Consider the following 20,180-nt stretch of genomic DNA (forward strand, 5'->3'; position numbering starts at 1 on the left):
CGCAGTGGAACGAGTGGATGATTAGCGATTTTGGACTCTTAGGATTGGAGTTCCTCTCGCCGGCGGCCCTCGGCTGGCTGGCGGCGGCTGCCGTTCCGCTCGTTTTGCATCTGTGGAATCGACGTCGATTCGAGCGCGTCGACTGGGCCGCCATGCGGTTCCTGGAAGTCGTATTGCGCAGAAATCGGCGGCGAATACGGGTGCGCCAGTGGTTGTTGCTCTTGTTGCGAACGGCGTTGCTCGTGTTGATCGTCTTGGCCGCCGCGGAGCCGACCGTGGAGCGTTTTTCGGCAACGATCCATCCTTCTTCCGGGCATACGCACCGTGTGGTTTTGCTCGACGGGTCGTTTTCGATGCAAGTTCGGGAAGGGGGCAGTGAACGATTCGAGGAAGCCAAGCAAGCGATCGCGCGATTGATCGAAGTGATGCCCGAGGGTGACGGAGCGACGCTCATATTGGCCGCCGATCCGGCGTCGGTGATCATCCGATCGCCGGTTTTCCTAAGGCAAGATTTCTTGGCAGAGCTTCGGGCACTCAAACCCGTCGATACAGGGTCGGATTGGACCGAAGCGATGCGATCGGCGCGCGAGATTGCCCTTCAAGCGAGGCAACGATACCGGCGGCTCGATCGAGTCGAGTTCTACTGCTTTTCCGACCTGCAACGCAGTGGCTGGTCCGACGGAAGCGGCGAGGGCGCCTCGAGACTTCGCGAAGCGGCGTCCAAGCTCTCCGATTTGGGGCGGTTGACGGTCGTCCGAGTCGGAGACGATCCGATCGGCAACGGGACCGTAGATCGCTTGGTGTGCCGGGAGGCCGCTCCGACGGTAGCCCAAGAGGTCGAGCTCTCGGCTCGCGTGAAAGTCTACGGCGCCGCGCGGGGCGGTTTCCCGGCGACGGCCGAGTGGTTTCTCGATGGGAGACGCGTGGAGAGGATCTCCCTCGAGCCCTCTCGCGACGGTGTTGCGACGGTGAGCTTGGTGACACGGATCGGCTCCTCCGGAGATCACGTGGTCGAGTTGCGGATCGACGAAGATGCGTTGCCGGTGGACGATCGTCGGCGGATCGTCGTGCCGGTGCGTGAGGCCGTTCGCGCGTTGTGTGTCGATGGTCGTCCGTCACCCAGAATGTTTGGAGGGGCAAGCGACTATCTCGTACTCGCACTTTCAGCGTCTGAGGGAACCGCCGGAAAACGGATTTCCGTCGACAAAGTGCCGGACGGCATGCTCAGTGAGACGGATCTCGACGCGTTCGATGTGGTGTTCTTGTGCGACGTACCGCATTTCACCCCGGGCGAGGCAAGACAATTACGAAGTTACGTGCAGCGCGGCGGCGGGATTGTGTTCTTTGCCGGACCAAATATCACGTCCGAGGCCTACAACCGCACGATCGGCCCTCAAGGTGAAGACTTGTTGCCCGGCGAGGTATCACGGGTTGTCGATGCGATCGGGAAGGAACTGTCGATCGCCGTCGAAGATCACCCGATCGTGGAAGCATTTGCCGGTCGACAGGCGTCCAGTTTGCTCTTTACGCCGGTCGACAAGTTGCTGTTGTTGGACCCTCTTGCCGCCGGCGCCGTCCCGGTGTTGCGGTGCACGACCGGAGAACCCGTGGTGACGGTACGTGAGGTCGAAAACGGCCGTGTGGTTTTTGTGGCCGTGAGTGCCGATCGAAGTTGGTCGGCATGGCCGTTGTCGCCCAGCTATGTGCCCCTGATTCACGAGATCGTCGACTACGCGGCAGCGGGGGATGCGGAGCAGCGAAACGTGATCGCCGGAAATGCGATTTCGGGGGCATTCGAGGGAACGAGGTCCGGCAGTGTCACGGTTACGCTTCCGGACGGAGAACGACGCGAATTGTCGTTGCGTCCGGAGGGGAATCGCAGTCGATGGCGACTGGGCTGCGCGTATACGTCGGGAATCGTCACCGTGTCGGTGTTGGAAGCGAACGGGACGGCGTCGGCGACGCAGACATTTGCAGTCAACTGCCCGGCCGAAGAGTCGAATCTCGCCTGTTTGAACGAGGATGCCGTTCGTCGCGGACCGCTGTCGGGGGTCGACTTTCGGTACCGAACGACATCGACATTCAACGGTGCCGAGATCGAACCGGGTCCCGGCTCGGTGCAGTATCTTCCCGTCTGGTTGTTGTGGTGTGCCCTCGTCGTCTGTGGGCTCGAATTCTGGGTTGCTTGGCGCAGCGGACAGGGGGCGTGAGCGATGTCGGCACAGCAACTGGCTGCGTGGTTGGGCATCGAGACCGGTCCCGGAGAGGGCGTGCTTTGGCGATTCGAGTGGCACTGGCCGGTCCCCGGTTGGCTCACCGTGTTGCTGGGAGCGGCCGTGTGCGCGGCGATCATTTGGTGCAATGTGCGCGGAACGCCGACGATTTCTCGCTCCTTGCGATGGGTTTTGGCGTCGTTGAGAATCGGGGCGTTTGCCGTTTTGGCCTTCATGATCGCGCAAGCGGCGTTGGCTGCTTTTCGCACCGGATTGCCGACTCTGGTCTTGTTGATCGACGATTCGGCGAGCATGGCCCTACACGATGAATACCGGCCCGATGAGGCCTCGGCCTTGCGAGAATTGTTGGACCGGGAAGAGATTCCCGACCGCTTGACGATAGGACGCGAAGCACTTTGCCGAGACGACGCCCGCTTGCTGAAGCTGTTGGCCGACCGCTATCGACTGGAACTGTGTGACGTTCGCGGCGACGTCATAGCCGCCGATGACCGAATCGACGCGATCGTGAGTGCGCTCGAGCAAATGCAAGCGTCGACGCCGGAATCCCCGCTGGGGCGGGCGATCGAGCGAATCCTGCAACGTAATCGCGGGACGCTGCCGGCCGCAGTCGTTGTGTTTTCCGACGGCAATACGACCGTCGGCCCCGGCCTCGATTCGGCGGCGGACAAAGCTGGAGAAAAAGGAGTACCGCTGTTTCTGGTACCCATCGGCGATACACGTCCGCCGAAGGATGTGGCCGTCGAGCAAATAATCGCCGATCGCAGTGTGTTCGTCGGTGATGTGCTGGGGTTCGACGTCCGACTGAACGCTTCGGGATTCGGCGACAGTGTTGTTCGCATTGTCGTCGAAGAAAAAATGGCGAACGGGGCGACGGCGCCGCTTGTGGAAACGGAGGAAACGGTCCCTTCCGACGAATGCGTGATGACGGTGCGGTTGTATCATCGGCCCAGCGAAGAGGGATTGCATCGTTACGTTGTGCGGGTCGAGCCGTTGCCCGATGAACGCCGTACCGACAACAACGCCCAGGAAACAGTCGTCGAAGTACGCAACGAGAAGTTGCGTGTCTTGCTCGTTCAGGCCGATCCGAGTTTCGAATACCGCTATTTGCGGAACGCGTTGATGCGTGAGCCGAGCATCGAACTCGAGTGCGTCTTACAAAACGCCGATGTCGAATACCGCGAGGTAGCTGCGGGGATGCGAGGCGGTGTGCCGCTTACGCCGGCCGAATGGAACACATTCGATGCTGTAATCCTCGGCGACGTAGATCCGAACTTGTTACTGCCGCGGAATTTGCAGGACATTCGAGAGTATGTCGCCGGCGACCGGGGGGGAACGCTTATCTGCATTGCGGGGCCTCGGTTCATGCCTGCCGCATATCGCGGAACGCCGGTAGAGGACCTCTTGCCGATCGACGCGGGACGCGTCTCCGATCCTGCTCGCGACGGCGGAAACGAAGCGGGCTTTCGTATCGTTCCGACGCCGTTGGGAGAACGATGCGGGGCTTTTCAAATCAGCGACGATCCCCGCGAAACCCTGTCGCTTTGGAAAACGTTGCCCGAATTGTATTGGTATGTCGCGGCACCTCGGTTGAAGCCGGGAGCCCGCGTCCTGGCGGTACATTCCCAAGCGACGGATACCGGAGGAACACCGTTGCCGATGATCGTCATGCAGTACGTGGGCCGCGGCAAAGTGCTGTTCCACGCGACCGACGAGACATGGCGCTGGCGTCGCCGGATCGGCGATAAGTACTTTACGCGATATTGGGTCCAGATGATTCGATACTTGTGTCGCAGTCGCCTGGGCGGAACGTCGGACGCGTTATTGACGATCGATCGCGACCGGTATCGAGTGGGAGAGTCGGTCTCGATTCTTGCCGAGTTTCCCACAGGATTACCCGGGGCATCGGAGGATGTCGTCGTTACTGTCGAAAACGGAGAAGGCACTCGCCGGCATTTGACGGCCCGGCGTGCTTCGTTGAGTGAGGACCGGTTTCAGGTCGTTTTGGACGACTTACCGATCGGAACCTATCACGCCTGGTTGAGTGCGCCCGTTCTGCCGAAGATGCCGCCGGGGGTGGATTTCAGTATCGAACCTCCCGATGCGGAGTCGGCTGCGGTGCAGGCCAGAGTCGACGTGATGCGCCGTGCTGCGGAACGATCCGGCGGAAAGTTGGGCAAGGTAGATTCGTTGGACACCCTCTTTGCGGAATTGCCTGAGGGAACTCAAGTACCCGTCGAAGCGTTGCCGCCTATTAGTCTCTGGAATCGATGGCCGATACTGCTGTTGGCGCTTGGGCTGTTGACGGTTGAGTGGGCGTTGAGAAAGTGGGCCGGGCTTCCGTAAGATTTCGTACAATTACGTAGGAACTTCGCGAGGGTGTTTCCCGACTGGAATTTTGAAACCTCCTCGGGTGTTTGGCGCGTAACCGGATCGTTGGACAATGTAGAGCGGTCGCCATGTTATCCCTTTCGGCAAAACTGGATCGTTTTGCCCGCCGTGTGCGGAACAGGCTCATCTTCTGCGCGACGGCGAGGGTGCTTGCGATTGTGTGGGCTGCTGCCGTGTTGCTGGCGGCGATGGATTATGGTTTTCGCTTCAGCGATCTCGGATTGCGGATTTTGGCGACCGGATGTCTTGTCGGATCGTTTGCTTGGGGCGCGGCCCGCTATCTTTGGCCGATCCTTCGCACGCCGTTTAGCCGCCGTCTCGTTGCCCGGCAATTGGAGCTGCGGTTTCCCGAGTGGGAGGACGGCTTGACGGCGGCGGTCGAGTTCGCTTCGGCGGCCGAAGACGACCTGACGATCGGCTCACCTGCATTGCGGAGGGCGGCTATCCTGGCGATGGAACGTCGGTTGGCCGATTTCGATGAATCAGCCGTCTTGCGGCGCGAACCGGTGCGCCGAAGTGCGGTGCTTATCTGCGGCATTCTGGGTACTACCGTGCTCTTGGCGGTGGCGTTTCCGGGAACGGTTCGGACGGGTGTTCAACGTTTGTTGATGCCGTGGGCCGACCTCCCCTGGCCGCGGCAGACGGAACTCGTCGTCGTGGAATGGCCGCGTCGGGTTGCATTGGGCGGGACGGCGCGTATTGCCGTTTCGGAAAAACACGGTCGACTGCCTCGGTTGGTCGCGATCGAGTATGAATGGGAAAGCGAGTCGGGACGCGTGTTGCGCGAGCAGCGTTGGATGCGGCGCGTCGGGGACCGAATGATCGACGAAAGAGAAAACGTGGCGTGGTCGTTCCGGTTTCGGGTATCGGGCGGCGATGACGACACGCAACCTTGGTATCGAGTCGAGGTGGTCGAACCTCCGAAGTTGCGACGTTTCGACGTGACGGCGATACCCCCGGCCTATAGCGGGTTTGCACCGGAAACGTCCGACGGACCATTGACCGTCTTGGCCGGTAGCTCGATTAAGGCCGAGTTGGAAACCGACAAGCCGCTGGGGAACGCAATCTTATTGTTCGCTGACGGCTCAGTGGTCCCCGGCAAGCCCGGTGACGGTCCGACCGTGTGGTATTTTCACTCAGGGGATACCGTACCGGACGGCTTACAGCAGTCCGGAAATTACGCATTGGTGATCGAAGACCAGGAGGGTGTATCCGTTCCGGACCGGCCGGAGTGGCCGATCGTCGTCGTCCAGGACGGTCCACCGAACGTGTGGTTCGACGACGAAGAGGTTCCCCGGCTGATGACGGTCGCTGCCGGATTCGATCTTACCGTGCGTGCGAAGGACGATCTGGCGCTGCGGCGGGTATCGTTGGTGGCGGGCATCCGTGACGATCCGAGCCGACAAGCAACACAGGTGTTGCATGAAGGCCCGGAACCTTTTCCCAAAATGCAGGCTACGATGTTGGAGCCCGACCGCTGGGGTGAAGAGTTGTCGCTCCCGGTTACTTGGAATGCGGCCTCGGTTTCACCGTTGCCCGGCGATGTCGTCGAGTGGCGGTTGCTGGCGGAAGATTACAAGGGGCAGCAAGCGAGCTCGCAAACGATAGCCGTCCGGTGCGTGACGCGGGAAGAGTATCTCCAATACGTCGCCGGTGAACGGAACACGTTGGCCGACGCTTTGAGTCGGTTGTTGGAAGCCCAAGAGGAAGCCTCGCGGGGAACGGAGGTTTGGTTCGCCTCGCTGCCGAAAGATCCGGCAAGCGACGAACGCACGTTGGACGCCCTGCGCAGCGTCCAATTGTTGCAGCGACGCGTTTCGGCCGGAGCCGCTCGTGCACCGGGAAGTATTCGCGAACGTGCGGAAAAGCTTCGCCGTCGTCTCGCGGCCAACGGCCTGGCTGATTCTTCCGAAGATGCCGTGCTTGCCGAGATCGTTTCGGTTCTGGACGAAGTTTCGACGCTCCACTTGATTGCGTTGGACGAAGTATTTACCGCCTTGGTAAAGAATTTGGAGAGCGCAGCCGCAGCGAAGTCGCCCGTTGACGGATCGTTTCGGGATCAGGAGCAGACCATCAAATTGCACCAGCAGGCCGTTGTCGAAACACTGCGGCGACTGTTGGATCGGTTGGGCAGACGTCGGACGTTGGATGTGTTCCGACGCCAACTGGAACAGCTGCGGGATGATCAGCAGGTGTTGCACGACAGAACCAAACAGTTGGGCCGACTCCTGTTGAGTGGTGATGCCACGGCCGATGAGGTTGCGGGAATGCTTGATGATACGGCACGCACGCAGCGCGAAACGGCGCTGCGAGCTGATCAGGTGTTTCGCGACATCGACAAAGAAATGCAACGAGCCGACGACCGTGCCCGCTCGGTTTTAGAGCAGGTGGCAACGGCGGCCGCGGAAACTGCTCTGACCGCCAAGATGCGCGATGCGGCACTGGGGATCGAACAAACGCAGGTGACCATCGCCTATCGTTTGCAGGAAGAAGCACTGGCGGCCTTGGATCGCATTTTGGCTCTTTTCGAACAGGAGCGGGAACCGGAAAGCCTCGAATCAAAACGCCTTCGCTTGAAAAATCTCTTGGGTGAATTGGTTCGGCGTCAAAGGCAACTGGCCGATGCCGCAGAGGTCGCAGCGGCCGAGTCCGATGCCGCCGCCAAGGCTGAAATGCTTCAGAAACTGAGGGAGGAACAGGCCCGTATCTTGGAGGATGTCGACGCGGCGACTTCACTGGCCGATGCGGTTGAGGCCGAAGACGTTTCCGTGCGAACGCAACGTGCCGAGAAGCACATGCAACAGGCAATCGAGGCGGCCGATCGACTTGCCGCCGAGGAATTCCGGACGCAGGCGGCGCAGGCTGCCGACGCACTCGACGACGCGGACGAAGCTTGCCGGCAGGCAGAATTGGAACGCACTCGCCGCGAGCAAGAACGGCAGATCGAAAAATGGTTGCAAGAGGCGACTGCGTTGGCGGCTCATCAGCGAGAATTGCTCGAACGGACGCGCCGATTGCAAGAGGAGTCGCCCGTTGCCGCGTCGAGCGACGCCGACCGCCAGGCCTGGCGTCGACGCGCCGAGGACACGGCGACTTCGCAGCGATTGTTGGCAGAGGACACGCGTCGGTTGGGCGGTGCGTTCGAATCGCAGCCGGTGCTCAATACCGTGTTGGAAGAAGCCGCCGTGCTGATGGATCAGGCCGCCGATCGCGTAGCAGCCGAAAGCGTCGATGCGATGACCCGTTCCCTTCAGCAAGCGGCGCTTACCCGTCTGCTGCATGTCACCGAAGCCTTGCGGCAAACTCGTGAAGCGAGTCGTGCGTCCGAACAGCAGCCGCCGGAGGAAAACGATCCGTCTCAAGAGCAAAAAATGACGCCCGAACAGCAACGGCAAGCGGCACTTCGCCTGGCCGAATTGAAATTACTCAAATCGCTGCAATTGGAGCTCAACGCCGATACGGTGGAGATCGATCGGCAGATTGCCGCAGCCGCGTCGAGCGACCGCTTCGAGGGCGAACTGCGACGTCTGGCAGAACGCCAGCAACAAATCATGCGATGGTTGCAACAACTCTTGGCTCAGCCGCACCAACAATCGGAGGAGACGCCGCGGGCAAACGGAGAACGGGAAATTCCGGTCGAACCGGACCAACGCAATGGTGACGAAGAGAAGCTTCCGACTTTGGATGAGTTGCTGTCGCCGTGAATGTTTGTAGCAGAATGGTGACTTCGGAGGAGACTATGAAGGGCGGTATCGTGCTGCCGAGCCTGATGTTGGTCTTTTGGCCGGCCGTCGGGGCGGTCGTCGGAGCGGCCGAGCCTGCCCGGCCGCCGGATCGACCTCCGGCCGTGTCGGCACCAGGCGAGTCGATCGATGAACTCTTGTTGCGGCCGGACGAAACGCAAAACACGGAGGGTGTCGGCCGGGCTTCGCCGCGTGTGTCGCCGCCGTCGCCGCAGGCGGATACTTCCCAGGGACGCACGTTGGAACAGGAATTGGGGAATGCGGCTGTGTCGGAAGACGTCGATCGTGTGATCCGATTGCTGGAGAAAATGGAACAAGTTCGTTGGCGTTTGGTGGCCGGTGATCCCGGTGTGAAAACGCAAGATTTGGAAAGGGAAGTCGTCCAAGAACTGGACCGATTGATCGATCAAACGCAACAGCAGTGTTCCGGTAGTTGCAGCAACACGTCGCAATCGTCCACGAAACCGTCGAATGCTTCGCGTCAGGCAAATACCTCACAAACGCAAGGAACCCGGCCCGGGAGGGGAACGCAAGGGAGTGACGCGGTCGGTGAAGACAAAGAACCCCTCCAACAGGTCTTGGAGAGCGTGTGGGGAGAGTTGCCGGAACGGGAACGTCGCCGGTTGATTCAGTTGCCACCCGAGACATTCTTGCCCAAGTATCGAGGAATGATCGAAAACTATTTTCGCAGATTGTCCGAGGCGGTGGATCAAGATCGCTAGTATCGAGGTTTTCGTAACTCGGGGGACGGCACGATGTCGGCAACAAACGTGTTGCGATGGCTCATCTGGACGACCGTGTGCGCGGTGTCGTTCCCGGCGTGTGCGCAGGATCCCGCGGGTACCGCCGTTCGATTCATGACACCGGAAGTCGATGCCGCGGTGAATCGTGGGTTGACCTATTTGGCGGCGCACCAGAATCGCGACGGCTCGTTCGGCTCGGGCGATATGCGGGGAAACGTGGCTGTGACCGCCTTGGCCGGTATTGCGTTCATGGCTCAAGGAAGTCAGCCCAAAAGGGGCCCCTATGGAACCGCCGTCGATCGCGCCTTGGGGTATTTGTTGGCGAACGTCCAGTCGAGCGGCTACATCGCACACGGTCCGGAAGATCAAATGTACGGACACGGATTCGCGACGATGTTTCTCGCCGAATGTTACGGAACGTCGCAGCGTCCCGATTTGCGGGAAAAACTTGCGCGGGCGGTACGGTTGATCGTGAACACGCAGAACTCGGAAGGGGGGTGGCGGTATCAACCGCAGCGTTTGGGGGCCGATATTTCCGTCACGATCTGCCAGATCATGGCCTTGCGTGCTGCGAAGAATGCGGGAATTCACGTTCCTCGAGAAACTGTCGATCGGTGCATCGAATACGTTCGCAAGTGCCAGAACCCCGACGGCGGGTTTCGTTACATGCTGACCAGCGGCGACAGCGCATTTGCCCGCTCGGCTGCGGGGGTCACGGCGTTGTATAGTGCCGGTATTTACGAAGGGGAAGAACTCGAAGCCGGATTGCAGTACTTGATGCAGTTCGTACCGCGTCCAGGTGAGGTCAGCCGGGAATCGTACTATTTCTACGGGCACTACTATTGCGTGCAGGCGATGTGGCAGGCCGGCGGTTCGCGGTGGACGACGTACTACCCGGCGATTCGCGACGAATTGCTTGCGCGTCAGTTGCCCGACGGCTCCTGGAGCAGTCCGTTTTCTCCCGAGTACGGAACGGCGATGGCTTGCATTATCCTGCAGGTACCCAACAATTGCTTGCCGATTTTCGAGCGGTGACGGGAACGCATTCGACCATGAGACGAGGCTGCCGCAATTCGAGCGATGGTGGAGGTCGCCGACGCCTTTTTCGGTCGAAGAGGCCTTTGCGGTTCGGCTTCTGCGCAGCCGTTTCGGTCGTTCTACTTTTTCTTGGAGAAGGCATCGCTTTCTTGCCGGCAAGGGCGGAAGTTGGAAATGCGAGGGTGGCGGGAGAACTCGTGTTGCCCGAAGGGCGGGTCCTTGCCGCACAGCTTCGCGGGTTGGACGAACAGGGGCGTTTCTTGTTCGAAGCCGGTTCACAGAGCTTGCGATTGACGATCGACCAATTCGTTCGCTTCGGGGGCGTCCCGGAAGTGACTCGGGGGCCTGTTGTGGTACTCCGGTCCGGCGGAATGGTGTGTGCCGACGTCATCGAAGCCGACGACGCAACCATCGTCGTCCTGAGCGATTTGTTCGGTATCCGTCGCCTCGATCGGCAAGCCGTCGCCGGAATTCTCTTTTCGTTGCCGGGCGATCCTGTTCGCATGGATCGCGAACTGGATCGGTGCGGGCTCCTTTCGCTTGATACGAGTCCGAAGAACGAGGAAGACCTTGTGTGGCTGCTGAATGGTGACGAGATTCGAGGCCGAATCCGCGGTGTGACCGATCGCCGATTGCAAGTAGAAACAGAATTCGGTGAGATTGAAACAGCGCGGAACCAGGTTCAAGGTCTTCGCTTTGCCGTCGATCACCCGGAAGATGACAACGTGGCCTGTGTCGTCGGTTTTGAGGATGGAAGCGTGTTGCAAGCCGTGAGCTGCGCCCGCGGGAACGAAGAAGAACTTGTCCTTCGCGACCCCCGCGGGAAAACGTGGCAGGCCTCAATAAGCCGGATTCGCTTCATCCAGACTTTTTCGGCACGGTGGAGTTACCTTTCCGACTCGGAGATTGAATATCGACACGTCCCCTTTTTCTCGGTGGTGTTGAGCGAACGAAGGGATCGGAACATTGTCGGCGGGCGCTTGCGGGCCGGGGGGATTACCTATTGGAAGGGACTCGGCGTTTATAGTGCGTGTCGGCTTACTTATCGCGTCCGCGAGGGAGATCGGCTGTTTGCGGGACAAGTGGCGATCGATGATTCAACAGGCGGGGCGGGCAGCGTGGGCGTGCGAATATACGTCGATGGGAAACCCGCCGTTGATTTGGGGATCATTCGTGGTGGAGACGAACCGCACCCCGTCGCCGTGTCGCTGGACGGTGTATCGCGACTGGACCTGTTGGTCGATTTCGGTGAACGGGCCGACGAACTCGATCGCGTCGATTGGCTGGATGCCCGCATCGTTCGATAACGTCGGCTTGTGCAACGGATGTGAGGCTCGGGGCGAGGCACGTCGAAATCGCCCACGAAAAAACCGCCACGGAAAAATCTCCGGGCGGTTTGTGGTGATGTACAGCGCAGGGGCAGACGGCTCTTACGCACCGAATTTTCCGAGACGATCGGCGTGCGCCAACGCCAGCGGCATCAGGTAGATCGCCTCGAATTGCCCCAGTCCGCCGTGAAGGGCGGCACGCTCGCCGAAGGTCGTGCATTCGTCGGGGCGGCAGTTCTTGGCGACGAGAAGCGTCGGGACCGGATGGAAGCTGTGGCTGGCCATCGCGGCCGGCGTACTGTGGTCGCCGGTTACGATGAGGACGTCGGGCTCGAGGGCTTCGACCCGCGGGATGATCGCGTCGAATTCCTCGATCATCTTTACCTTTGCCTCGAAGTCGCCGTCCTCACCACGGCTGTCCGTGTATTTGAAGTGGAGGAAATAGAAGTCGTAGTCGCTTTCAGACCAGGCCTTTTCCAGCGTGTCGACCTCTTCTTGTAAAGTTGTCGGTGTGCCGACGATTTCCATGCCGACCAGTTGCGCGAGCCCTTTGTACATGGGATACACGGCAATCGCCGCAGCTTTCAGCCCGTAAGCTTCTTCGTAGCTGGGAATATCGGGTTTCTTGGAGAACCCGCGCATCGTCAATCCGTTCGCCTTGGGTTGCGAAGCAAGAATTTCACGAGCCTTGGCGACGAACTGGGCGGCAACCTCGGCGGTGCGTTCGCTCTCGGCATCGAGGGCTTTCGGTGGAAGCGGCGGTTTGCCGGTTACCTGGGGGTCGGTGTCGGCGACGTTTCCTCCGAGGCCCTCACCGCGGAAGACGACGACGAACCGATGCTCTTTGACGGGGCGCACGAATACTTCCACGTCCGGAATCGTGATCTGGGAAAGCAGTTCGACGACTTTCGTGCTTTCCTCGGTCGGGATTCGGCCCGCCCGTCGATCGGTGATCTTTCCGGCTTCGTCGAGCGTGCAGAAATTACATCGGATGGCAACATCGTTCGGACCGACGGCGAAACCGATGCCGGTTGCCTCTAAGACGCCGCGGCCGATAACGTACTTCAGCGGATCGTAGCCGAAAAGCCCCAAGTGCCCGGGGCCGCTGCCGGGTGTGATTCCCGGTTTGATCGGGATCGACAAGCCGCAAACCCCTTTGGCAGCCAGGCGGTCGAGATTGGGCGTCTTTGCCGTTTCGAGTTCCGTCGGACCGCCCGGTTCGACGGGGAGACCGCCGAGCCCGTCGGCCACCAGCATCACGATTCGCTTGTCGTTTTTCGTTTTCAAGTTCCGAACGACTTGCTGAATATCCATGTTCGGTGTCCTCTTCGCCACGAAAATGAACGGAGACAGCCGGATCCCCACTGCATGGGGGTCGGCAAAGAACAGTCGGCTGGCTTTCCCAGAAACGCATTGGAATATATCAAAACGGGATGCCGCCCACTACCGGGACCATTTCGGATGTTCCTTCCGTGGGGTGGAGGTTGGTTCGCTCAAACGAGTGGGTGGCAGACGGGGCTACTGGTCGGCGCCGGGCGCCCCCGTTATCTTGATAACGTCGCCGGGGTAGGGGGCGGCTCAAGGCTGTATTGTCGATTGTCGACAATGTCGCGAGGTTTTACATGGGGTGCTGCGGCGGAGAGCGAATCGCGTTCCCTTGGAACGCTGGGCATGTCAAGAATCGGGAGAGACGGAGCATGGCGGACACAAAATCACGGCTGACATACGATCCGCAAGCAGCGTTGGCGGCTGGTTCGGCACCGGCCATCGAGCGGGAGACCGGCGTCTTGGCGGACGACCTCACATGGTTGGCACCGCGGTTGGAGGCAGCGCGTGACGAAGTGCTGGCCGACCTCGAGCTAAAGAAAAGCGGCCGACCCGTTCCGCCCGAAAAAGATCCATTGGATGCTCGCTTTATGGATCTTCCCGAACGCTGGCTCGGTGAGGATCGCGCAAAGCTCGATGCGTTGAAAGCGGCCGCCGATAAGCTGGCTGCCGAGGTCGACAACGTCGTCGTGCTCGGGATCGGCGGGTCGTACATGGGCGCCCGGGCACTCTTCGAGGCCTGCTGCCATCCCTACCACAACGAGCTTCCTCGCGACAAGCGAGGCAGCCGCCCCCGCATCTATTTCGAAGGAAACAACGTCGATAACGATACGGTGGCCGGCTTGCTCGATCTCTTGGCGACTCCCGAGGGCGACGGCCGCTCGAAAGACTGGGGTATCATCGTCATCAGCAAGAGCGGTTCGACGTTGGAGACGGCGGTCGCGTTTCGCGTGTTCGCCGAGGCATTGCGGAACGCCGTGGCCCAAGAGGTCTTCGCGCAGCGCGTCTTGGTCGTAAGTAGCGAAGGTAGCCGCCTCTGGAATCTCGCCGCGGAGTTGGGGGTAAGCGAGGCCAACTTTTTTGCGTTTCCCGACGATGTCGGCGGACGGTTTTCCGTCTTAAGTGCTGTCGGGCTGCTGCCGGCGGCCGTGATGGGGCTTGATCTTGTCGCCCTTCTTGAAGGCGCCCGCGACATGAACGCCGACTTTGCGGCAAAGCCTGCGGCGGAAAATGTCGTTCTTCAGTACGTGGGCGTTTGCCACTTGATGGAGCAGCGTCGCGGCGCCCGAACCCGGATCTTGTCGACTTGGGGGGCTCGTTTGGAGGCCGTAGGGCTTTGGTACGATCAGCTCTTGGCCGAAAGTCTCGGCAAGAACGGCCAGGGAGCTTTGCCGTTGACGGTTGTCAATACACGTGACTTGCATTCGCGGGGCCAGCAGCATCAGGAAGGGCCTCGCGATAAGTTGATCACGAACCTGTACGCCGAGATGCCTTCTGCAAAACCGGTGGCCGTTCCAAAATGGGACGTCGACGCCGACAAGCTGAATTGCTTGGCGGGCACGGAAATGCGGAAGTTTTTGGAAGCGGCACGGGTAGGGACGAACAAAGCGTACGCCGAAGACTTGCGCCGCACGACTGATTTGGCTGTGGAAAAGCTCGACGAGTATGCCATCGGCCAGATCTTCCAAATGCTCATGTTGGCGACGGTGACCGAGGGACGCTTGATCGGCATCAACCCGTACGGTCAGCCGGGAGTCGAAGGTTACAAACGCCACATGCGCAGATACCTGGGGCTCGAATGAGCGGCGTGAAGAGGCCCCGCCTGCAAGTTTCGGTGTGCTTGAGGGGTGCGTCGCGCCGGCAACGATGGTGTTGCCGAAACTGCGGCGATGCGCTGGGACGATCCATGCGAACCGTGAGCGAATAAGGAGGTGTCGGAACTCATGGCGACGAAGCTGACATGGTTGGGGCACGGTACCTGGTTGATCGAAAGCGGAGAGCACACGATTCTTTTGGATCCGTTTTTGGACGAGAATCCCCAGGCTCCGGTGAAGGCGGACCAGGTGAATCCCGACTACATCCTGGTTTCACACGGCCACTTCGATCATATCGCCGATGCCGCAAAGATCGCCAAACGCACGGGCGCCGTCGTCGTGGCGAACTTCGAGATTTGCGAATGGCTCAAACGACAGGGAGTCGAAAAAACGCATGCGATGAATATCGGCGGCGGGTTCGACTTCCCGTTCGGACGGGTCAAGATGACGATTGCCCATCATTCGTCGATGTTGCCCGACGGTTCGAACGGCGGTTGTCCTTGCGGCTATCTTTTGACCTTCGCCGACGGCAAAGTCTATTTTGCGTGCGATACGGGTTTGTTCCACGACATGCAATTGATTGGGTTGGCGCACGTCGATGTGGCCGTACTTCCGATCGGCGACAATTTCACGATGGGGCCGGACGATGCCTTGGAAGCCGTTAAGCTGCTGGCTCCGAAGCGAGTCGTTCCCGTGCACGTGAATACATGGCCGGTCATCGAAGCCGACGTGCACGCTTGGGCCGAGCGGGTCTTGAAAGAAACCTGGACCGAGCCGGTTACGTTGGCGCCGGGTGAATCGACCAAGTTGCCGGAAGCCGAGGCATAGCCGGGGGAACTCGACTTACCGAGCATCCAGCGAACGCTCGTAGCGGGAACCGGCCAGAGGTCGGTTCCCGCCAATTTTTGTCGACGGTAGACGCCTTATGGGGGTTCGTCGCCTTCTTCGAGGGACGTAAGGCAAACTTGAATCTCGTCGCCCACGACCCGCACCGGGAAGGTTTTCGCCTGCAAGGCGGGTACGTCTTCACATACGCCGTCCGTCAGCCGGAACGCCCACATGTGACGCGAGCACAAAACGCAACCGTCGTGTATTTCACCGAGGCTAAGTGATTCGCCCATGTGGGGGCAATAGTCATCCAAGGCGAAATACCGGCCGTCGTAATGGAAGACGGCGATGTCGTGGCCTTCGAGTTGAAACAATTTCCCTTGTCGCGGGGGGATTTCGCCTACTTTGGCAACCGTAATGTATTCGGCCATGGCATGAACTCGCACGGGTCGGTTATCATTGCATCACGAAGAGGCCGGCGGGCGAGAAAACTTCGTTCGTTGTTCTCATCGTACCGACGAGATCACGACGAGTGAAGACGCTTCGGGGACCGATTCGCCGGTAAAAATCGGCCTGGTACCGTTGCCGCCGATTGCCGACAGGAAGGCAAGATTTCCATGAAAACGAACAAGGTCAAAGAAATGTTGCGGGCGGGCGAAGTCACCTTCGGTACGTGGCTTTCGCTGGGAGACTTGTACACGGCGAGGTTGTTGGCGCGTTCCGGCTTCGATTGGCTCACTCTTGATATGGAGCATTCACCGATCGATTGGCAACAGGCTGCCGCCGTCGTTGCGGCCGTAGCCGACGCCGGATGCGTTCCCCTTATTCGCGTGCCGCGCGGTGAGCATTACTTGATCAAGCGAGCGCTGGATGCGGGCGCGTACGGAATCGTGGTGCCGATGGTCGAGACGTTGGAACAGGCCCGCGCGGCGATTGCCGCCGCCAAATATCCGCCCGAAGGAAATCGAAGTGCAGGCGGCGGATGGCACACGCTGAATTTCGAAACGTCGAGCGAAGAGTATTTCCGCCGGGCGAACGAAGAAATCCTCGTCGTGCTTCAGACGGAAAGCCCACGAGGCGTGGAAAACGCGCCCGAGATTTACGCCCTGCGGGGATGCGATGCCGTGTTCGTCGGACCGGTCGACTTGCGGTTCACCATGCGCAAACCGGACGGTGCGATGCCGTCGATGCACGCCCATCGGGCCATGATCGAGCGAGTCATTACGATCGGTAAAAGGGTCGGCTGTCCCACCGGCATTCATGCGATGGACCCGCACGAGGCGATCGAGTGGGGAAAGGCAGGGATGCAGTTCATCGCCGTCGGCAGTGATGTGCGGATGCTGTACACAAGGGCGTGTGAATGGGTCGGATGGCTGCGCCCGGATTCTCCGTCCAGTCACCGCGTGCAGTATTGATGCGCTCGCAATCGAGCGTTCATCAGGCGGTAAGACCTTGCGTGAGCGTCATGAACGCCGTTTCGAGATTGACTTCGTCTTCTTTGAATAGCGTCAGCCGGAATCCTTCGGAAACCAACACCGACGCCAGATCGCTGTAGTCGTTGCAACCTTTCTTCAAGGTCACGTACATACGGCCTTCGCGAATCTCTACGCCGTCGACGATGTCATGTTGTTCGACGAGCCGGGCGGCATCTTCGAGTCGGTCTTGGACACCGATCCACAGCACGGTTTGCTCGCGCACCTGTCGCATCACGTCGGCGACGTCGGCGCATACCTTCAGTTTGCCTCTCTCGATAATACCCACTTTGTTACAGATGTCGGCCAACTCGGGGAGAATGTGGCTGGAGACCATGATCGTCTTTCCCATTGCCCGCAGCCGTTTGAGTAGGCCGCGGATTTCGATGCGGGCACGCGGATCGAGGCCGCTTGCCGGCTCGTCGAGCAGGAGTACTTCCGGATCGTGGAGCAGAACGCGCGCAAGGCCCAATCGTTGCGTCATTCCGCGGGAAAGACTCGTCACGAACGCGTTGCGCTTGTATTCGAGATCGACCAGCGCCAACATCTCGTCGCAGACCTTGCGACGCTTAGGGCCGTTGATGCGGTACGCGGCCGCGAAGAACTCAAGATACTCGATGACGGTCATATCGTCGTACACGCCGAAAAAATCGGGCATGTACCCGATCAATCGTCGAATTTCCTTCGGGTTCGTGTAGATCGAGTAATCGCACACGTAGGCCTCGCCCCAACTAGGTTGTAGGAGCGTGGCCAGGATGCGCATGGTCGTCGTTTTGCCCGATCCGTTGTGGCCGATGAAACCGAACAGGTCTCCGCGACGCAATTCCAACGTCAAATGGTCGATCGCGTGGAGGTCGTCGTACACTTTCGTCAAGTCACGTGTGCGAATGACCACCGGTGCTTCATCGGAAGTGCTTGGGGGTTCGGCGGGGGAGGTCGAACCAAAACGGTCGGTATCTTGAGGCTTCATCGGTTCAGACGTCGTCAAATTGGAATCGAGTGCGGGATGCACGAAACAGGAAAATTACTCTACGGGCAAGACACAGCGTAGGTACACGATTTGTCGACGGTCATCGAGGTTGTATCGGCCGCTGCGACTACGGACGGTCAAACCGCCGAAATCGTTCGCCCCTGCGTCGTCTGCCGGAGTCGCCGTGAAGACAGCTCGGCCCGATCGTAGCCAGGGCGTGCAGTCGACATAGGGCTGATATGTGTGGCTCAATTTGGTGTACCCGAACCCGCCGGCCGCGTCGTAAAACATCATCATCCGCATTATGTAGGGGATGTCACGACTCGATCCGTCGTACGGGGTCGTAACTTCGCGGATCTTCGCTTGGTTGGGATCGCCTTCCACGACGATGCGTTTGTCCGTCAACCAGGTTCGCAACTCTCGGCGTTCCGACGACGCCGAGATCTGCACCGAATCGCCCGGTCCGAGGTTGCCGAGAAAATAGATCCAGTTGCCGTACGCAAGCAGGCAATCACGCAGCGGCACCTCGCTTCGATTGGTGATCGTTCCGAAGGGAAGAGCATCGCGGCGCCGCAGGTTGCCTTCTACCGGCGAAGCAGCCGGATGACGCCATTTGGCGAGGAACGCCTTAGTCGACCATTTGGGGATAGGGACGCTTTCGATCGTTCCCGTGGAATATTGCGATCGGTAGAACGTTTCCCACGGCTGGATGTCGACTGTGGGCGTGTCCATGCCGCCGAGGCCTCTGCCGGGAAGACCGTGCCAGGCAAGGTCGACGACGGCGTCGGGCGGGCCCGTGTTCTCTGCGTTCCAGGCGAACGGGGTGAAGCGGCAATCGTAGCGATCGGTGCCGGCGACGAAAATGTCGGACCATGCCGTTTCCCGCACGATGCCTCGCGATTGGTCGTAATCCAGCAGAAGTACTTCATTGATGCAACCGTCGGAAGGCTTCGAGGCGTTCGCCCACAGAACGGCGATCGCGAGCGCCCCGATGATCCATAACGGAAGCGTAATCCAGGCGGTCGTTCGTCGCTTGAGAATTCGCGCATTCAGCCACCAATCCAAAGGGCCGACCAACAAGAGAAAGACAGCGACGGCCGCGCCGACGGCGAAGAACGGCACGGTTCCCACACCGGGAAACAGATCCAATGCGCTCCGCAACTGGCCCGACAAATCGGTGTAGCCGTAGTGCATAAGAGCCTGATCGTGGGTGTCGGTTTCGACCTGTTCTACCGGAAAGCTCAACAGGTTTGCGACAAATAGCCCGCGGTCCTCCCAAACGGCGAGCGGTTCGGCCGACAAGTCGACGGCCGTCGTCACGACGTGTCCCAAGCCGAAGGGGATATGGACGACCACGGGCAAATCGGCTTCGCGTGCCTCGACGCGTCCTTGGTCGACACGAAAGACGACGGCGTCGAGCGGCGAGCTGTCCAGTTCCAAGGATCGTCGTGCACCGGCGAATTGCTCGAGAGCGGCCGATCGTCGCAGGCGATAGCGACGAACGAACGGCCCCGGCAAGAAGGGCCGGAGGGGCGAACGGTCTCCAAAGGCGGCTTCGTTTACACCGCCGGCCGCAAACAGCATCGCGCCGCCGTTTTCCAGCCATTCCTCGACCGAGGCTAATCGACGGGCGTCACGTTGAGAATCGGGGAGAAGGCTGTCATCCTCCCCGGGAGCGACTACCAACGTGCCGACGGCTTCGTAGGCCGCCGGAGATTCCGGCAATTCGTCCCACGACCTGAGCGAAACGACGGCCGGTTCCACGTCCTCTGCAAAAGAAACTGCCTTCACGGCTTGTTCGACGCCGACATCGTCGCCGGCGAGTACGACAATCAATTCCTTGCTATTGGGAACGCCGGGAAAGAATCGTTGGCGCGCCGAGGATTCAGAGGGGCGGAAGACGTGCGTCCACAAGATCGTGCCTGATGATTCTTCAACGGCTACGATGCGGACCGGGCTCCCCACGCGTCCGAATCGCACCACTCCCACGACTTCGCGTGTTGCGGGATCTACGTCGAGGGGATAGCGAACCGGATAGCCGTCGGGGTCTGGGATTTCGGCGCAAAACGAAACATCACTGCGTTTTAACCATTGTGCATCGGGGCGGAACCGCAGCGGTACCCAGTTGCCGGGTTTGAAGTAGCCGCGGAAGCCGATTTCCAACACGACCGAATCGTTCGACGCGGCATCGGCCGAGGGTGAAGCTGCCGCAAAGCCGTTTGCCGAACCAAGCAGCAGAAGAGCAGTCACAATGCCGGCGAGACGATACCCGGCAGCGACAACGTGACCAGATCGG

General features: G+C 60.0%; 13 protein-coding genes. 9 read left to right on the forward strand and 4 right to left on the reverse strand.

Annotated elements, in window-relative coordinates:
- Positions 1-17 precede the first annotated feature (17 nt).
- The 6 genes from ACYQ2I_RS07630 to ACYQ2I_RS07655 all read left to right on the forward strand — a co-directional run bounded on the left by ACYQ2I_RS07630 (position 18) and on the right by ACYQ2I_RS07655 (position 11,453).
- Positions 18-2,210 carry a BatA domain-containing protein gene (locus ACYQ2I_RS07630; protein ID WP_460166417.1) on the forward strand — a complete coding sequence of 731 codons (2,193 nt, stop codon included), beginning with the start codon at positions 18-20 and terminating at the stop codon, positions 2,208-2,210.
- Positions 2,211-2,213: 3 nt separating this feature from the next.
- Complete coding sequence (locus ACYQ2I_RS07635) at positions 2,214-4,577, forward strand: hypothetical protein (protein ID WP_460166418.1); 2,364 nt, start codon at positions 2,214-2,216, stop codon at positions 4,575-4,577.
- A gap of 113 nt (positions 4,578-4,690) precedes the next feature.
- Positions 4,691-8,326 (forward strand): hypothetical protein, encoded by a 3,636-nt coding sequence (locus ACYQ2I_RS07640; protein WP_460166419.1) that lies wholly within the window; start codon positions 4,691-4,693, stop codon positions 8,324-8,326.
- Between the two features lie 35 nt (positions 8,327-8,361).
- Positions 8,362-9,087 carry a hypothetical protein gene (locus ACYQ2I_RS07645; protein WP_460166420.1) on the forward strand — a complete coding sequence of 242 codons (726 nt, stop codon included), beginning with the start codon at positions 8,362-8,364 and terminating at the stop codon, positions 9,085-9,087.
- A 33-nt stretch (positions 9,088-9,120) separates the two neighbouring features.
- The gene (locus tag ACYQ2I_RS07650) at positions 9,121-10,143 is read left to right on the forward strand and encodes a prenyltransferase/squalene oxidase repeat-containing protein (protein ID WP_460166421.1); all 1,023 of its coding nucleotides are present in this window, start codon (positions 9,121-9,123) and stop codon (positions 10,141-10,143) included.
- A gap of 185 nt (positions 10,144-10,328) precedes the next feature.
- Entirely contained in the window at positions 10,329-11,453 is a 1,125-nt protein-coding gene (locus tag ACYQ2I_RS07655) for an NPCBM/NEW2 domain-containing protein (protein WP_460166422.1), read from the forward strand.
- 123 nt (positions 11,454-11,576) lie between these two features.
- Here ACYQ2I_RS07655 and ACYQ2I_RS07660 read toward each other — a convergent pair whose 3' ends face one another.
- Positions 11,577-12,788: a 2,3-bisphosphoglycerate-independent phosphoglycerate mutase gene (locus tag ACYQ2I_RS07660; protein ID WP_460166423.1), complete on the reverse strand. Its 1,212-nt coding sequence runs from the start codon at positions 12,786-12,788 to the stop codon at positions 11,577-11,579.
- Between the two features lie 383 nt (positions 12,789-13,171).
- Here ACYQ2I_RS07660 and ACYQ2I_RS07665 point away from each other — a divergent pair, with 383 nt between their 5' ends.
- Both ACYQ2I_RS07665 and ACYQ2I_RS07670 read left to right on the forward strand, forming a co-directional pair.
- Positions 13,172-14,602, forward strand: a complete 1,431-nt coding sequence (locus ACYQ2I_RS07665) for a glucose-6-phosphate isomerase (RefSeq protein ID WP_460166424.1) — start codon at positions 13,172-13,174, stop codon at positions 14,600-14,602.
- A gap of 141 nt (positions 14,603-14,743) precedes the next feature.
- On the forward strand, positions 14,744-15,442 hold the full coding sequence (locus ACYQ2I_RS07670) for a metal-dependent hydrolase (protein ID WP_460166425.1): 699 nt from the start codon (positions 14,744-14,746) through the stop codon (positions 15,440-15,442).
- A 95-nt stretch (positions 15,443-15,537) separates the two neighbouring features.
- Here ACYQ2I_RS07670 and ACYQ2I_RS07675 read toward each other — a convergent pair whose 3' ends face one another.
- Positions 15,538-15,873 carry a Rieske (2Fe-2S) protein gene (locus tag ACYQ2I_RS07675; RefSeq protein WP_460166426.1) on the reverse strand — a complete coding sequence of 112 codons (336 nt, stop codon included), beginning with the start codon at positions 15,871-15,873 and terminating at the stop codon, positions 15,538-15,540.
- Between the two features lie 186 nt (positions 15,874-16,059).
- Between ACYQ2I_RS07675 and ACYQ2I_RS07680 the strand changes: the two genes are divergently transcribed.
- On the forward strand, positions 16,060-16,857 hold the full coding sequence (locus ACYQ2I_RS07680) for an HpcH/HpaI aldolase family protein (protein ID WP_460166427.1): 798 nt from the start codon (positions 16,060-16,062) through the stop codon (positions 16,855-16,857).
- 22 nt (positions 16,858-16,879) lie between these two features.
- Here ACYQ2I_RS07680 and ACYQ2I_RS07685 read toward each other — a convergent pair whose 3' ends face one another.
- Positions 16,880-17,809: an ABC transporter ATP-binding protein gene (locus tag ACYQ2I_RS07685; RefSeq protein WP_460166428.1), complete on the reverse strand. Its 930-nt coding sequence runs from the start codon at positions 17,807-17,809 to the stop codon at positions 16,880-16,882.
- Positions 17,810-17,938: 129 nt separating this feature from the next.
- Complete coding sequence (locus ACYQ2I_RS07690) at positions 17,939-20,134, reverse strand: hypothetical protein (protein ID WP_460166429.1); 2,196 nt, start codon at positions 20,132-20,134, stop codon at positions 17,939-17,941.
- Positions 20,135-20,180: the final 46 nt, after the last annotated feature.

Source organism: Thermostilla marina, from assembly GCF_054657455.1.

What these genes read in the sequence shown, in the direction of transcription:
- ACYQ2I_RS07630 (WP_460166417.1), top strand. Translation starts at nt 18, where the DNA reads ATGATTAGCGATTTTGGACTCTTAGGATTGGAGTTCCTCTCGCCGGCG.
- ACYQ2I_RS07635 (WP_460166418.1), top strand. Translation starts at nt 2,214, where the DNA reads ATGTCGGCACAGCAACTGGCTGCGTGGTTGGGCATCGAGACCGGTCCC.
- ACYQ2I_RS07640 (WP_460166419.1), top strand. Translation starts at nt 4,691, where the DNA reads ATGTTATCCCTTTCGGCAAAACTGGATCGTTTTGCCCGCCGTGTGCGG.
- ACYQ2I_RS07645 (WP_460166420.1), top strand. Translation starts at nt 8,362, where the DNA reads ATGAAGGGCGGTATCGTGCTGCCGAGCCTGATGTTGGTCTTTTGGCCG.
- ACYQ2I_RS07650 (WP_460166421.1), top strand. Translation starts at nt 9,121, where the DNA reads ATGTCGGCAACAAACGTGTTGCGATGGCTCATCTGGACGACCGTGTGC.
- ACYQ2I_RS07660 (WP_460166423.1), bottom strand. Translation starts at nt 12,788, where the DNA reads ATGGATATTCAGCAAGTCGTTCGGAACTTGAAAACGAAAAACGACAAG.
- ACYQ2I_RS07665 (WP_460166424.1), top strand. Translation starts at nt 13,172, where the DNA reads ATGGCGGACACAAAATCACGGCTGACATACGATCCGCAAGCAGCGTTG.
- ACYQ2I_RS07670 (WP_460166425.1), top strand. Translation starts at nt 14,744, where the DNA reads ATGGCGACGAAGCTGACATGGTTGGGGCACGGTACCTGGTTGATCGAA.
- ACYQ2I_RS07675 (WP_460166426.1), bottom strand. Translation starts at nt 15,873, where the DNA reads ATGGCCGAATACATTACGGTTGCCAAAGTAGGCGAAATCCCCCCGCGA.
- ACYQ2I_RS07680 (WP_460166427.1), top strand. Translation starts at nt 16,060, where the DNA reads ATGAAAACGAACAAGGTCAAAGAAATGTTGCGGGCGGGCGAAGTCACC.